Consider the following 15045-nt stretch of genomic DNA (forward strand, 5'->3'; position numbering starts at 1 on the left):
TGGCCAGTTTGGTGCACTTCTTCGAGTATTGCTGAGAGATCATGACAGTTGAAATTATCGGACGCGCAAGCGTTGCCCCTGGGGCGAGTTCGATTGACGAACTGCAGCTTGTCCTCAAGGAGGGGCGTTGCACCGTAAGCCGCATACCAGAGGAGCGCTGGGATCTCGCGCGCTTTTGGCATCCGGCTGTTGGTATTCAAGGAAAGACTTACAGTTTTGCAGCCGGCGTCTTCGATAATGTCTACGCTTTCGATGCCGCGGTTTTCGGTCTTTCCCAGCGCGAAGCGATGCAGATGGATCCGCAACAGCGCATCCTGCTGAATATAGTCTGGCGCGCCTTGGAAGATGCAAACCTGCCGATCGATGGATTCGAGGGGCAGCGCGTCGGCGTCTATGTCGGAGCATCCTCCCTTGAGTACGGCAATCTGACGCTGGAGGACCCTGCCTCCGGTAGTCCGTATTTCATGACGGGCAATACGCTTTCCATCGTTTCCAACCGCATCTCGCACATATTCGGCTTGCGCGGACCGAGCATGACGATCGACACCGCCTGTTCGTCGTCGCTGGTCGCGCTCGATCAGGCGGTGAAGGCGCTGGAAGGCGGCGAGATCGATACGGCGATTGTCGGCGGCATCAATATCTTGCTCAACCCCATGTCCTTCGTGGGTTTTGCCCAGGCGCGCATGCTGTCGCCGGAAGGGCTCTGCCGCGCCTATGACGACGACGGCCGCGGTTATGTTCGCGCAGAAGGTGGTGCGGCGATCGTGTTGCGCCGGACGGACGTTGCGCTGCGCGAGAAGGACCGCAGCTATGGCAGGATACATGCGGTCGGCGTCAATTCTTCCGGACGCACCAACGGCATTTCCATGCCGTCCCGTGAGGCGCAGGCCGCCTTGCTTCAGTCGATCTATGAAGGCCGCAATATCGATGTCAATCGTATCGCCTTTATCGAGGGGCATGGAACGGGGACGAAGGTCGGCGATCCCGCCGAAATATGGGCGATCGGCGAGGTTATCGGACGCAATCGACGGGCTCCGGTGCCGATTGGCTCGATCAAGACGAACATCGGCCATACCGAACCTGCATCCGGTCTTTTCGGGCTGCTGAAGGCCGTCATCGCACTGGAGAACAATTTCCTTCCGGCTTCGTTGCATTTCGATCATCCGAACGAGTCCATCGACTTCGAGGGTTTGAACGTTCGGGTCAACACATCAACGATCGAGCTTCTTCCTGCCAAGCAGGCGCGCTTTGCCGGGATCAATTCTTTCGGCTTTGGCGGAACGAACGCTCACGTTGTCATCAGTGACCCCGATCCGATTGCGCCGCCGGAGCCGCCAATCCGGGGAGAAGGAGTCGTTTTTGCCGTCAGCGCTCACACGGCGTCGGCTCTTTCGACACTGCTCGAAGACTACAGGACCCGTCTTGAGGCTGCCGAGCCCAAGGAGGCTCGTCAGATTGTTGCTTCCGCTGCCGCCAATCGCGAGCCCATGCGCCACCGCTTTGCAGCCCGCGCAAAGGACAGCACCGCCGTGCTTGCCGCGATCGATGCGCATCTCGCAGGCAAAAGTTCACTCGGCGAGGCAGGCGAAGCTCCAGCGCAAGCCGCCAAGATCGCCTTCGTCTTTTCCGGCAACGGCTCGCAATGGGCGGGAATGGGTGTCGGAGCCTATCAGGAAAACCGCCATTTCCGGCAATGCTTTCAGTCCTTCAGTGCGCTTTTTGAGTACTATCTTGGCGAGAAGCTGACCGATGTTCTGGTCGCTTCTGATCTTGCCGCACGCTTGGCCGATACCAAGATTGCGCAGCCGTTGCTGTTTGCAATCCAGGCTTCTCTTTCGGATTGCCTATGGTCTATGGGGGGCAAGCCCGATGCGGTCTTCGGCCATTCGGTCGGCGAAATCGCAGCCGCATATGCCGCCAAGGCGCTGACAGCTGCCGAAGCGGTTGCAATCGTCGCCAAGCGCTCGCTGCATCAGGATCTCCTTGCCGGCGAGGGCAAGATGGCCGCCGTTGTGCTTGGCGAGGATGCCGCGCTGGCTTTTGCGAAATCCAGGGGTCTCGACAATATATGTATCGCGGCGATCAACGCTCCGAATTCGGTAACGATCTCAGGTCCGGCCGATGAGATAGAGGCCTACAGGGACGCTGCGCGCAAGGCTCAGATCGTCGCGCATGTCCTTGATATCAATTATCCGTTCCATCATCCGATTATCGATCGCGCCAAAGAGGCGTTTTTTGCGGATCTGCCCGACCTCGCACCGGATAGCGGGACGGGGATCTTCATTTCGACGGTGACAGGCGAATTGCGCGACGGGCGCCTGCTGGATACGCAATATTGGTGGCGCAATGTTCGTGATCCCGTGCTCTTCAAGGCTGGCTGTCAGGCCGCCATGGCAATGGGATGCAACCTTTTCATCGAGATTTCGCCGCGCCCGATCCTGTCGAATTATGTGGCGGAGATCGCCAAACAGGCATCGGTTCAGGTCATCGCGATACCGACCTTGCTGCGGGAGGCGCCCGTCGCTGACCATGATCCGGTTTCGCAATCATTTGCGCGTGCAGTCGCCAACGGAGCGCCTGCGCTGCGTGGGCGCGGTAGCGCCACCCGCAACGCCTTCGTCAATCTGCCGCCTCTGCCTTTCGAGCCGGTGGAACTTCGCACCCCTCCAACGACGGACGAAATCGATATCTTCGGTCGGGATCGCAAGAGCCCATATACGCTGCTCGGTTGGCGTGCCGATCTTAACGGTTCGAATTGGAAGAACCATCTTGATGCCCGTCTTTTCCCGGACCTTGCCGAACATGTGGTTGATGGCAAGGCAATCATGCCGGGCAGCGGCTTCGTCGAGATCGCGGTAACGGCGGCGCAACGCTATTACGGGATGGATGAAGTTGAAATCGGCAATCTCGAAATCATCCGGCCGCTCGAATTATCCCAGGATCGAATGGTCGAACTGTCGACCATCCTGTCGCCTGAGACCGGAGATATCGAGATCCGGTCGCGCGAACGCCTCAGCCATGACGAATGGACGGTTCACGTGGTTGGACGTTGCCGCAGGCCGCTGGCGGGCGAGGGGAGCAATAAAACCTTCGAGCGATCGGGCAAAGAGCGCAAATCGACATTGAGCTCCGATGTGACTTACGAAACGGCGGAACGTTTCGGATTGCAGTACGGCCCGCATTTCCGGCTTCTGTCGAAAGCCGTGGCGTTCGGTCATCATGTGATCGAAGTGGATTTGAAACCAGCCGCCCCGCCGTCCCACCCGTTCGGCCGCTATAATCTCAACCCCATGTCGGTCGATGCGGCGTTTCACGGCCTCGTCGCATTGTTCGATCAGTTCTCCGGCGATGAAACCGGTGCCCCCTATATTCCCGTGCACTTCGGCACCGTGAGAGCTTTCGGCAAGGGAAGACCGATCGTCAAAGCCGTCATCGAGATCGAGCGGTTCAGCGCGAATTCGATCAAGGCCCGTTTCACCCTGTTTGATGCCGATGGCAGGCCGCTTGTCGTTCTTGACGATTGCCGTTTCCGCCGCACGCAGTTGCGTCGCAGGGCGACGCTCGATTCCGTCGCTTTTCATTATGAGAGCATGCCCTCGGTTCTTTTCTCCGACGGAGACAGACCTAGCGCCGGCATCCGGCCGATTTCATCGCACGGCGACTCTGGCGAGAGCCATGAGCTCAATAATGCAAGCCTTCTTCTCGATGCTGCAATCTATCGGGCCTGCCATGATATTGCGCTGAAGGTGGCCGACCGCAACGGCACTGTCGCATTCTCCGGCCTTCCCGGCGATCCCGAGTTCAGGTCTTTCCTCGTCAATTGCCTCTACATTTTGGAAGACGCCGGCATCGCGGAAACGGGCGATGGCAAGTGGCATGTTCCACTGGAGCCGACGTTGCCGCCGGTGGCGGAGTTGCTGCAGGAAATCTATCGCGAGGACGCCGGGCGCGTGGCCGAGAGTGTCCTCGTTGGCGACGCCTATCGCGAGACGCTTGAGCATCTGGCGATAATACGGCCGCATGTGCTGGAGCGTGAGCCTGCGGCCCTAGGTGCAAATATGCCGGGTGGGGCGACGCTGGAGCATGTGCTTGTTCATTCTCCCTTGAGTGAGAGACGGCTGTCGATGTTGGCAGAGGCATTGGCTTCCTCCATCGAAGCCAATGCCGGTGCAATCGGGCACGTTCTTGAGCTCGGCTCTGTCTCGGTGGCTTTCAGTCGAAAGCTGGCAACGATCGCTGCGGCCGCGGGCGCATGTCTCGTGATCGCCGAGCCGCGCGAGCAAGCCCGCCGAGCATTGGAGATCGCCTTCGAGCGTGACGCCCATGTTATTGTGGCTGATCCGGTCGGGCTGACCGATCGTCATGTTGCCGACATCGTGGTCGCCTCCGGCGATCAGAGCCAGTATCTGATGCGCCACAATGACGAGATCAAGCGGATGGTCCGGGCGGTGGCGGCCGGCGGCGCACAGCTGCTGCTCGCCGATCGCGCACCGAGTGCATTCAACGATTTCGTCTTCGGCCTGTCCGAAGGCTGGTTTGCCGATAGTCAGTCACCGGAATTCCCAGTCGGACGGCTGGGTACGCCTCAGCAGATTGACGATCTTCTCGGTAGTCTGGGCTTTGCCAAGCCTCTGATCCGCGAATGGACCTTCCCCGAAGGCGCGCTGATCAGCGTGTCGGCCGTATCCGAACGGCAACCGGAAGAGGCCATTATCGTAGAAGCCGTCGATCCGATCCTGATCTTGTCGGAGCAGGGCGGGAAGGGTTTCGGCAAGCTGGGCAAGAATATAGCGGTCATCGATCTCGACGCATCGTCTCCGGATTTTGTCGACGCCCTCGATGCGATTGATCCGGATACTCGCCGCGTCGTTTATCTTGCGGATGTAAAGCGCGGCGATGCAGCGGAGCTCTCACTGTCGCGTCTCTCGGCGTTTACGCAATTGGCGAGCCTTTTGTCGCAAGGCAGCGATGGAGCGCGGCCTCGACTCGTCATAGTGGCGCCCGGCGGCTCTCCGCTGTCGGCTGGCTTTGTCGATGATGCCAATGCCGGTCTATGGGCCTTCAGCCGCGTCCTTCAGAACGAATATGACACGTTCGATGTGCATCTGCTGGATGCCGATACGGCTGACAGTCGAACGCTCTCGGTGGTCGATACCCTGATGGCCGCGGAAACGGATAATAGGGAATGGTTCCTGGATCGCGGGACGGGTAAGGTCCTGGAAATCCGAGCCGTGGCCGGTCCCTTCGATGCCATCGAAGCAAGCCGCAGTGATTTCACAGCGGCAACGATCCGCCAGCATGTGGGCGGCCGTCTGGATAGCGTGGCCTGGGAGGAGACGAGCCTTCCCGCACTCGATGAAGGAGAGATTGTCGTCTCCGTCGAAGCCACCGGCCTGAATTTCCGGGATGTCATGTGGGCTATGGGCCTTCTGCCCGAGGAAGCATTGGAAGACGGCTTTGCTGGTGCCACGATCGGCATGGAATTCGCCGGACGAGTTCTTGCTGTGGGCGATGCGGTCAATGATCTCAAGCCGGGCGATAAGGTGATGGGGATCGGGCCTGCCGCATTCTCGACCCATGTGCGCGTCCATCGCGATGGCGTGACAAAGCTGCCGGATCAGATGGAAACCGTTGCCGCCGCCACCGTGCCGGTTGCTTTTCTGACCGCCTATTATGCGATGGTCGAGCTTGGACGCATTCAGCCGGGCGAAACCATCCTGATCCATGGAGCTGCAGGCGGCGTCGGCCTGGCAGCACTCCAGATTGCCAAGCATCGGGGCGCCAAGGTGATCGCCACGGCCGGCACGGCCGAGAAGCGTGGTTTCCTGGAGATGCTCGGCGCCGATCATGTGCTGGATTCCCGCTCGCTGGATTTCGTGTCCGGCGTGCGGCGTCTTACGGACGGTGAAGGTGTTGATCTTGTTCTCAATTCGCTCTTTTCGGAAGCGATGGAGCGGAGCATCGAGCTGGTCAAGCCTTTCGGCCGTTTCCTGGAGCTTGGCAAGCGTGACTATTATGCCGACCGCAAGATCGGCCTACGTCCGTTCCGGCGCAATGTCAGCTATTTCGGTATCGATGCCGATCAGCTTCTGGTCAATGTACCCGACCTGACACGGCGCATCTTCGGGGAGATCGGTCAGCTTTTCGCTGAGGAAAAGCTGACGCCGCTGCCATATCGCGCCTTCGCTTATGACGAGATCGGCAATGCTTTCCGGCTGATGCAGAATGCGGGCCATATCGGTAAGATCGTGGTGCGCCCGCCTGCTGTGGGCATCGACGGCGTCCTGCGGGCGCCTGCGAAGTCCCTGCGCTTCGATACCAGGGGCGTTTTCCTGGTTGCGGGTGGCATTGGCGGCTTCGGATTGTCTGCCGCCGACTGGCTTGTTTCGAAGGGTGCGCGCCGCATAGCGCTGTGCTCGCGCCGCGGCATTGCCGACGCGGAAACGAAAAAGGCGATCGCCGATTGGGCCAAGCGAGGTGTCGTGACGACGCTGCATGCCTGCGATATCACGGACGCTGTCGCGGTCGAAACGTTGCTTACCTGGCTTCGCGCCGAAGGAGCGCTGAAGGGTGTCGTTCATGCCGCCATGGTTCTGGACGACGCGCTCCTTGCCAACCTGACGCCAGAGCGCAATCGCCCCGTTCTCGAGGTCAAGATCCGTGGTGCCGAGAATCTGGATCGTCTGACGCGCGACGACAAGCTGGAGCTTTTCCTGCTGTTCTCCTCGGCAACGACCATGCTCGGCAATCCCGGTCAGGCTAACTATGTGATGGCAAATGGCTATCTTGAGGGCCTAGCGCGTGCGCGTCGGGCCGTCGGTAGGCCTGCGCTCGCGGTCGGTTTCGGCGCCATCGCCGATAAGGGATTCCTTGCCCGCAACATCGAGGTCAATGATCTCCTCTCCAAGCGCATCGGCAAGGCGGCGCTGAAGGCGCGCGACGCTTTGGAGCAGGTCGAGCGCTACATGCTGGCCGACAGAGGTGCGGTCGATGCCGCAGCGGTTATGATCGCCGAGATCGATTGGAACGCCGTTCGCCTGCTGCCGATCTCCGGCCGGTCGCTGTTCGAGCCGCTGATGCGGCATGCGGGCAGCCATCAAGCTCTGAACGAGGGCGACAGCATCGATCTCAAGGAGCTGATCAAGGGGAAATCGGAAGGGGAGGCTCAGGCCGCCCTGCATGCGCTCGTCGCTGCGGAGATTGCCGCCATCCTGCGCGTGACCGAGGACACAGTGACTCCCGACAAGATTTTGAAGGATATCGGCCTCGACAGCCTGATGGCCATGGAACTCGGCATGAGCTTCCAGCAGAAGACCGGCTTCGATATTCCCTTGAGTGGCGTCGGCGAAGGTACGACCGTAGGCGATGTCGTCAGCCGTTTGCGTGATCGTGTCATGAATCGCAATGGTGATGATGCCGATGGTGACGCGGCAGGTGATGGCGGCGTGGTCGAGCGTCTGGCGCGCAGCCATGCCTCAGAACAGGAAAAAAGGGCCGTCCAGTGACCACGTTTGATGCCGAAGATGGCAATCCGGCGGAGCAGAAGAAAAGCAAGCTGCTCGAGCAGATGCGCCGCGTCGGCGAATCTTCCGGCCGCAATCGAACCGAACGGCTCAACCGACAGCCGCAGGCACAGTCGCGTCAGGCTCCGCGTTTCGAGGATCTGCCTGAATATAAGCGCGTCGCAACGCAACGCATGGCGGGCGAACTGCTCGGTGTTGCCAATCCCTTCTACCGGTCACACGATGCAGCGGCAGGCGCGACGACGCGCATTGGCGGGCGCGAGTTCGTCAATTTTGCTTCCTATGACTATCTCGCGACCAATACCGACCCGCATGTTGCCACACGTGCCAAAGAGGCGATCGATCGCTTCGGAATCTCGGCTTCGGCAAGCCGGCTGGTTGCAGGAGAGCGACCTGATCATGTCGAGCTCGAGCGTGGGCTCGCCGCGGTCTATGGCGTCGATGCCGCCGTCTGCTTCGTCAGCGGCTACCTGACCAATGTCACTGCGATCGGCTGCCTGATGGGGCCGCAGGATCTCGTGATCCACGACGAATTCATTCATAACAGTGCGCTTGCCGGGATCAAGCTTTCCGGCGCGGCGCGCCGGCTGTTCCAGCATAACGATGTCGACAGCCTCGAAAATATCCTGAAGACGCTGTCATCGGATTTCCGGCGCATCCTCGTCATCGTCGAAGGCATCTATTCGATGGATGGCGATATCGCCGATCTGCCAGCTCTTCTGGAATTGAAGGCGCGCTACGGTTTCTGGCTGATGGTCGACGAGGCGCATGCGCTCGGCATTCTCGGAAAAACGGGCCGCGGCACCTTCGAGCATTTCGATCTCGACCCGCGTGATGTCGATATCTGGATGGGCACGTTGTCAAAGACCACGTCGAGCTGCGGCGGCTACATCGCCGGCAGCAGCGCCCTTGCCGATATTCTGAAAGCGGAGGCCGGCGGTTTCGTCTATAGCGTCGGCCTTTCGCCCGTTCTCGCCGCCGCCGCTATCGCTGGCCTCGATATCCTCAAGTCCGAGCCGAAGCGAACCGAGCGGCTCAGGCGTAACGGTCATCTGTTCCTCAAAGAAGCGAAGGCTGCGGGTCTCGATACCGGCCTCAGCATGGGCCACTCGGTCGTGCCCGTCATCGTCGGTGATTCGCTTCGTGCGGCGCAGCTTTCGAACGACCTACTCGCCGAAGGCATCAATGTGCTGCCTATCATCCATCCGGCGGTGCCGGAGGGTATGGCTCGCCTTCGTTTCTTCATCACCTGTAATCACACCGAGGAGCAGATCCGGCGTGCGGTCGCGCTCACGGCCGAAAAACTCAAGAGCTTGAAGGACCGCAATTTCGGTCTTGCCTCGCTGGATATGGACAAGATGATGCAGTTGCTGCCCCTGGCTCAGGCCCCAGGCAGCTCGTAAGTTCGGGGGCGATCGTCTCATGCACGTTATCGTCACGGGAGGTTCAAGCGGAATTGGTCTGGCGGTAGCGAAGCTTTATGCGGCCAGAGGCGCTCGGGTTTCTCTTCTTGCTCGCGATATGGGGCGCCTCGAAGCGGCACGTGCCCAGATCGCAGCGCTTCCCGGTGTCGATGGTGCCTTTATCCGGACGGCTGCCGTTGATGTAGGCTCGGCCGGTCAGACCATGGAGGCGGTAAAGCTTTGCGAAGCGTCCTTCGGTCCTTGCGATATCCTCATAGCCTCCGCCGGTATCGTCGAGCCCTGTGCCTTCGATGCAATGCCGGAATCGGTTTTCGATGAGCAGATCTCCATCAATGTCCTCGGGACGGCCAATGCAGTTCGCTCTGTTTATAAGGGCATGAAGAGCCGGCGTGACGGCCGGATCATGATGATCTCTTCGGGCGCGGCCTTGATCGGTATCTTCGGCTATACCGCCTATTGCGCGTCCAAATCGGCGTTGGAGGGTTTTGCCGAGGCTTTGAGTGCTGAGGCTGGTGCTTCGGGGGTAAAGATTTCCATTTGCTTCCCACCCGATACGATGACGCCGCAATATCGTCGGGAAATCTCCCTCAGACCTCGCGAAGCGGAAATATTGATGGGGTCCGTCAAACCGTGGAGTGCGGAGGCGGTCGCGGCAAAAATTGTCCACGGCCTGGATCGCGGCAAACAAAGAATCCACTTCGGATTTTCGCTGACGGCGCTTGCATTTTTCGGCCCACTGATAAAACCGCCGCTGCTATGGTGGTTTTCGCGCAAGACGCGAAAAATATTTGGTGAGGAGGGGGATCTTGGTCTTGCCGATACCGCCGAGCAAGGCTTTGATAGTGATAAGTAATACGAAACAACTACCGGTGTTGCGCTGTCGGTGAAACACGTGCAAGAGAAGGTAAGTCAGGCAATTGGCGGCCCGTTCCTCGCGGATATGAAAAATGCTGCGAAGGCGGCGGGCATTTGGATGGCGCAATCTTGAAGCTTCATGATTTTCCAGTTCTTTTGACGCTTGCCTGCTTCGCGTTTTCCTGCGTCATCGTCCTGCTGACGGATCCTTTCGCCATGCCGGCGACCATCACCGCCGAGAATCGCCCGAAAAGAAGCTGGCGGCGGGTGGCCTGCGACTGGGCGGCAAGGATTCCGGTCATCATATTGATCTATGTCGCCTTCTTCGCCATTTCCTGGCGCCCGCTCTACAGCACGCAGGCCGTCATCAGCTTCTTTGTCATCTTCACGGGCATATCGAGGGCGAAGTTCGAGTTTATCCGTGAGCCTCTGGTTTTTTCGGACATCGCGCTCGTCGTGGACGTCTTCAAATACAAGGAGATCTTCTACGCGACCTCGCTAAACATCGTCTTCTGGATCATCGCCTTCGCTTATGTTTTCGGCCTCAGCGGCCTCTACATGTATCTTGAGCCATCGGTTTTGCCGGCGTCGAACCAATTGCTATGGGTCCTGCTGATGTTGGTTGTCGCCTTCGCGCCATGGCTTGCTTTGTTCAGCAGGGTCGTCAGCGAACCGGTCTGCCGTTTCACACAGAAGTTTCTCGGCAAGGTTGACGTTAAGATCGATACGGTGCGCTTCGGTACCTTCGCCTCGGTCGTCTTTCATTTCGTCATCTGGGTCGGTGTCCGGCGCGAGGCGATCGTCGCGGAATTGTCCGGGCGCTTCATGTCGGCGCTTCAAGAGCTTTGGGAGCATGGTGAAGACGAACCGCTCATCGTCGTCTGGCAATCCGAATCCTTCATCGATTTGAGACATTTCGGCGTCGACAATATCAAGTTGCCCAATCTCGACCGTCTGCGCGAGCAGGCCGCGCAATGGGGCCGCATGACCAGCGTCTTCGAGGGCGGCTATACGCTGCGGACCGAATTTGCAGTGCTGAGCGGGCTACTGCCCGAAAATGTGCATATCGATGCCAGCTACCCCTATCTGCGCGCCAGTCACTACAAGGATGTGGTCTGGCCGGCTCGGCTCAAGAAGGCGGGCTGGAAGACGCAGTTCATCCATCCCTACGACAAGACGTTCTTCCTCCGTCACAAGGCCTTGCCGCAGCTTGGCTTCGACCGGATGATGATGCTGGACGAGTTCGATCACAATCCTGAGCGCGATGGCCCTTATGTCAGCGACCTCTCGCTGACGAAGAGCGTAATTCGGACGATCGACGACGATGGCACGGGCAAGAATTTCCTCTTTGTCGCATCCATGGCGAATCACGGCCCCTGGGAGCCGGGCCGCTGCGGCGACCTCGTCAATCCGGTGGATATCTATGGCGAGCTCCTGATGCGCGCCGATCACGCGCTCGGCAATCTCGCCCATCACCTCGATAGGCTGGACCGTCCGGTTTGGCTGCTTTTCTATGGTGATCATGCGCCCTTGCTGAAGGCCTTTGCCGATCCGTTCCCAGATCCGCGCACCGATTACATCATCGTTCCGCTTGGACGAGCGCGCGCCCATTCGCAAAAGCCGCAGCCGTCGCAGGAAGAGGCCCCCTGGAACCTGTTCGGTACATTGTTGCACTATGCGGGCCTTGCCACCGAGGTTCCGGAGTGATGCCCAGCGGGGAGGGCACTGCCCCCGCGCGCGTCTTCCTGTTCCTGCAGGGGCCATCCTCGCCGTTGTTCGTCGAGATCGCCAGGATCCTGGAAATGGCCGGCAGCCGTTGCATCCGCATTAACCTGAATGCCGGGGACTGGATTTCCTGGCGCTGGCGCGGCGCCTCCAATTATCGCGGCGATCTTGCCGGATGGCGCACCCATGTGAGGCAGCGAATCGAGGCCGAGAACGTCACCGACCTGATCCTGCACGGCGAGGAGCGCCCCTATCATCAGGTCGCCATCGAGGAGGCTCGGCGCGCTGGCGTTACAGTCAATGTCGTCGAGATGGGATATTTGCGGCCGGACTGGGTGACACTCGAGCGAGACGGCCTCTCCTCCAATTCGCATTTTCCGGTCGATCCGGACCATATATTGACGGCGGCGTCCAAGCTGCCGGAACCGGATTGGAAACGCCGCTACAGCCAGACTTTCCTGGCGGAAGCACTTTACGATCTCGCCTATTATCTCCCGACCGTCTTTCTGTGGTTTCTCTATCCCGGCTATCGGCGGCACGGGCTTTACCATCCCTTGATGGAATATGCCGGCTGGCTGAGGAAACTTCCTTCCAGCGGCAGGAGGGCACGAGAGGCAGAGGGTGTGATCGAGGATCTGATTGCCGGCGGCAAACGATTCTTTGTCTATCCGTTGCAGCTTCAGACCGATTTTCAGTTGCGAGCGCACTCGCCCTTTCATCAGCAGCAGGACGCTACTCGGCTGATTCTCCGTTCCTTCGCGGAGAATGCTACGCCCGACGCGCATCTCGTCCTCAAGCTCCATCCGCTCGACAACGGGCTCGTGGATTGGCGGGCCTATGTTGATCGCATCGGCGCCTCATGCGGATTGTCGCCTCGCATCCATCTGATCGATGGTGGCAGTCTCGATCGGTTGATTGCCGCCAGCCAGGGCATGGTGACGGTCAACTCGACTGCGGCGCTTTCCGCGCTGCAGGCGGGGAAACCTGTCAAAGCGCTGGGGGCTGCGATCTACGATATCGATGGACTGAGCGATCAGGGCGGCCTGGATCGATTCTGGCTGGAGCCGATGCCGCCGTCGCCGGCGCTGCGCGACGCATTCTTTCGTCTGCTGGCCGCGGCCGTACAGGTGCGCGGCAACTTCTGCTCCGGGGAGGGCGCGCGCGCCGCCGCCGCGCAGATCGCCGACAGACTATTGTCACGGACGGTCAATCTGCCTGACGCCTACATCGACCCGCCGCTGCGGCGGCGGCCGATAAAGCTTCATGTGCCGTAACGATGATGCAATGTAATGGAAGAAGAATTGGTAGCGCTGCGAGGTCTTCAGGCTGAAATTGACAATGCGGTCCCTTACATGTGCACTGACGCGGAACTCAGCGCGGCGATTCGACACTGGGAATGAATGTGAATAACGGTTTGCGGGGAGCAAACGCCATGGATGACAGCAAGATGGAACGATTCATGTTGAAGGAGCTGCTGATGATTATCGCAGCCCTCGTGCTTGTTTCCGTGGTGCTTCTGGCCGTCATTATTCTCGGCAACTACTGAAACGCAGGCGTTGGGCGCGCAGCATCGCTCATCATGAGCTCAAAGAACCGCCGGCGGCCAACTAAACTGACTATCGAATTTGTGAAGAATGGTGGGCGATGAGAGACTCGAACTCCCGACATCCTCGGTGTAAACGAGGCGCTCTACCAACTGAGCTAATCGCCCTTCTGCGAAGCGGATCATTGGCCCGTCGCGTTCGGTGGCCGTGATCTATGCGGAACGACGACAAACCGCAAGAGTGTTTGTGAAGATTTTTTGATTTTTTTGAATTTTGCACCCCTCCGATCGTGCTCATCCACATGAGCGGGAGTGAGGCTTGCCGGATCGCCCCTGTGCATATCAGGCGCGGATGAAATGCGTGGAGCGGGAACCTGCCATGCCAAATCGCCGGAGCGGAAAGTTGCGGGCGAGCTTGTCCAAAACAATTCGCACTCTGTCATCGATTTGTATTCAAACCTGCTTGACACCCAAACACGAACCCCGTAGTTAGCCGCTCATCGAACGGCGAGGGCCGCTTTGATGGGTGCGGAAGCATCTGGAATGCTTGAAATGAAATGCGGGTGTAGCTCAGTCGGTTAGAGTGCCGGCCTGTCACGCCGGAGGTCGCGGGTTCGAGCCCCGTCACTCGCGCCATTTCAAGGCAAATTTCGGATCTGCACCGGCTGAAAGGCCAAACAATGCGCGGGTGTAGCTCAGTCGGTTAGAGTGCCGGCCTGTCACGCCGGAGGTCGCGGGTTCGAGCCCCGTCACTCGCGCCATTCTCTCCAAGCCATTACAATCAAACATCAATTTATTGCGATTGCGAAGGAGCCTTTTCGCATCAGCGCCGATTTGTCGCGTTGCCGTCGCAACACATTGATATCTACCGCTCGATAGTACCCTAACGGACAGATTCAAAAGGCTTGCGCGCGCGCTCCGGCTGCGCTAACCACGGCTTTGTTGCAACGCTCTTTCGCTTGCTGGGCATTTGCTCAGATGCGCCGCCCCGGCGCTGATCGCAAGCAGGGATGGACATGATGACTGGACTGCTCAGTTCCTATATTCCGATAGCGATTTTCATTGGTATTGCCTTGGTAATCGGCCTGGCGCTGTTGATCACGCCGTTTGCCGTTGCCTTCAAGGCGCCTGACTCGGAAAAGCTGTCGGCTTACGAATGCGGCTTCAATGCATTCGATGACGCCCGCATGAAGTTCGATATCCGCTTCTACCTGGTATCGATTCTCTTCATCATCTTCGACTTGGAAGTCGCCTTCCTATTCCCGTGGGCCGTTTCGTTCGGTGCGATCGGCTGGTTCGGGTTCTGGTCGATGATGGTGTTCCTCGCGGTGCTGACCATCGGCTTTATTTATGAATGGAAGAAGGGAGCCCTGGAATGGGAGTAGCCCCAAGCAACACGACGCTCGTGGCGCCGCAGCCGAAGGGGATCATCGATCCCGCAACTGGCAGGCCGGTTGGCAGCAACGATCCGTTCTTCGGCGAGATCAACAACGAGCTCGCCGATAAGGGTTTCCTGGTCACCTCGACCGATGAGCTGATCAACTGGGCGCGTACGGGCTCGCTGATGTGGATGACCTTCGGTCTCGCCTGCTGCGCCGTCGAGATGATGCAGGTTTCCATGCCGCGTTACGACGTTGAGCGCTTCGGTTTTGCGCCGCGCGCTTCGCCGCGCCAGTCCGACGTCATGATTGTCGCCGGCACGCTCACCAACAAGATGGCGCCTGCGCTCCGCAAGGTCTACGACCAGATGCCCGAGCCGCGTTACGTCATCTCGATGGGCTCCTGTGCCAATGGCGGCGGTTACTATCACTATTCCTACTCCGTCGTGCGCGGATGCGACCGTGTCGTTCCGATCGACATTTATATTCCGGGCTGTCCTCCCACGGCAGAAGCGCTGCTTTACGGCGTGCTCCTGCTGCAGAAGAAGATCCGGCGCACCGGCACGATCGAACGGTAAGGCAGGGGACAAGGTATC

The 15045-nt window shown here is 59.3% G+C and carries 7 protein-coding genes and 3 tRNA genes; 9 read left to right on the forward strand and 1 reads right to left on the reverse strand.

Going from position 1 to position 15045, the window contains the following annotated elements; translation table 11 throughout:
- Positions 1-41 precede the first annotated feature (41 nt).
- The 5 genes from GA0061100_RS08425 (at position 42) to GA0061100_RS08445 (ending at position 12801) form a co-directional block, all read left to right on the forward strand.
- Positions 42-7505: a type I polyketide synthase gene (locus GA0061100_RS08425; RefSeq protein ID WP_075852276.1), complete on the forward strand. Its 7464-nt coding sequence runs from the start codon at positions 42-44 to the stop codon at positions 7503-7505.
- 62 nt (positions 7506-7567) lie between these two features.
- Entirely contained in the window at positions 7568-8926 is a 1359-nt protein-coding gene (locus tag GA0061100_RS08430; RefSeq protein ID WP_244557802.1) for an aminotransferase class I/II-fold pyridoxal phosphate-dependent enzyme, read from the forward strand.
- 19 nt (positions 8927-8945) lie between these two features.
- Positions 8946-9800, forward strand: coding sequence for an SDR family oxidoreductase (locus GA0061100_RS08435; protein ID WP_075852278.1), 855 nt, complete (start codon positions 8946-8948; stop codon positions 9798-9800).
- A gap of 131 nt (positions 9801-9931) precedes the next feature.
- Entirely contained in the window at positions 9932-11509 is a 1578-nt protein-coding gene (locus GA0061100_RS08440; RefSeq protein WP_143525392.1) for an LTA synthase family protein, read from the forward strand.
- Complete coding sequence (locus tag GA0061100_RS08445; RefSeq protein ID WP_075852280.1) at positions 11509-12801, forward strand: capsule biosynthesis protein; 1293 nt, start codon at positions 11509-11511, stop codon at positions 12799-12801. The genes GA0061100_RS08440 and GA0061100_RS08445 overlap by 1 nt, the downstream gene beginning before the upstream one ends.
- A 361-nt stretch (positions 12802-13162) precedes the next feature.
- Here GA0061100_RS08445 and GA0061100_RS08450 read toward each other — a convergent pair.
- Positions 13163-13238: transfer RNA gene (locus tag GA0061100_RS08450), tRNA-Val, on the reverse strand.
- A 391-nt stretch (positions 13239-13629) separates the two neighbouring features.
- Here GA0061100_RS08450 and GA0061100_RS08455 point away from each other — a divergent pair.
- From GA0061100_RS08455 to GA0061100_RS08470, 4 genes are all read left to right on the forward strand, one after another.
- A tRNA-Asp gene (locus GA0061100_RS08455) sits at positions 13630-13706 on the forward strand.
- A gap of 48 nt (positions 13707-13754) precedes the next feature.
- Positions 13755-13831 (forward strand) — tRNA-Asp (locus GA0061100_RS08460).
- A 258-nt stretch (positions 13832-14089) separates the two neighbouring features.
- Entirely contained in the window at positions 14090-14455 is a 366-nt protein-coding gene (locus GA0061100_RS08465; RefSeq protein ID WP_034489570.1) for an NADH-quinone oxidoreductase subunit A, read from the forward strand.
- Positions 14446-15027 (forward strand): NuoB/complex I 20 kDa subunit family protein, encoded by a 582-nt coding sequence (locus tag GA0061100_RS08470; protein ID WP_015339504.1) that lies wholly within the window; start codon positions 14446-14448, stop codon positions 15025-15027. Before GA0061100_RS08465 ends, GA0061100_RS08470 begins: the two co-directional genes overlap by 10 nt.
- Positions 15028-15045 lie beyond the last annotated feature (18 nt).

Source organism: Martinezella hainanensis, from assembly GCF_900094555.1.
Lineage (GTDB): Bacteria > Pseudomonadota > Alphaproteobacteria > Rhizobiales > Rhizobiaceae > Rhizobium > Rhizobium hainanense.

What these genes read in the sequence shown, in the direction of transcription:
- GA0061100_RS08425 (WP_075852276.1), top strand. Translation starts at nt 42, where the DNA reads ATGACAGTTGAAATTATCGGACGCGCAAGCGTTGCCCCTGGGGCGAGT.
- GA0061100_RS08430 (WP_244557802.1), top strand. Translation starts at nt 7,568, where the DNA reads ATGCGCCGCGTCGGCGAATCTTCCGGCCGCAATCGAACCGAACGGCTC.
- GA0061100_RS08435 (WP_075852278.1), top strand. Translation starts at nt 8,946, where the DNA reads ATGCACGTTATCGTCACGGGAGGTTCAAGCGGAATTGGTCTGGCGGTA.
- GA0061100_RS08445 (WP_075852280.1), top strand. Translation starts at nt 11,509, where the DNA reads ATGCCCAGCGGGGAGGGCACTGCCCCCGCGCGCGTCTTCCTGTTCCTG.
- GA0061100_RS08465 (WP_034489570.1), top strand. Translation starts at nt 14,090, where the DNA reads ATGACTGGACTGCTCAGTTCCTATATTCCGATAGCGATTTTCATTGGT.
- GA0061100_RS08470 (WP_015339504.1), top strand. Translation starts at nt 14,446, where the DNA reads ATGGGAGTAGCCCCAAGCAACACGACGCTCGTGGCGCCGCAGCCGAAG.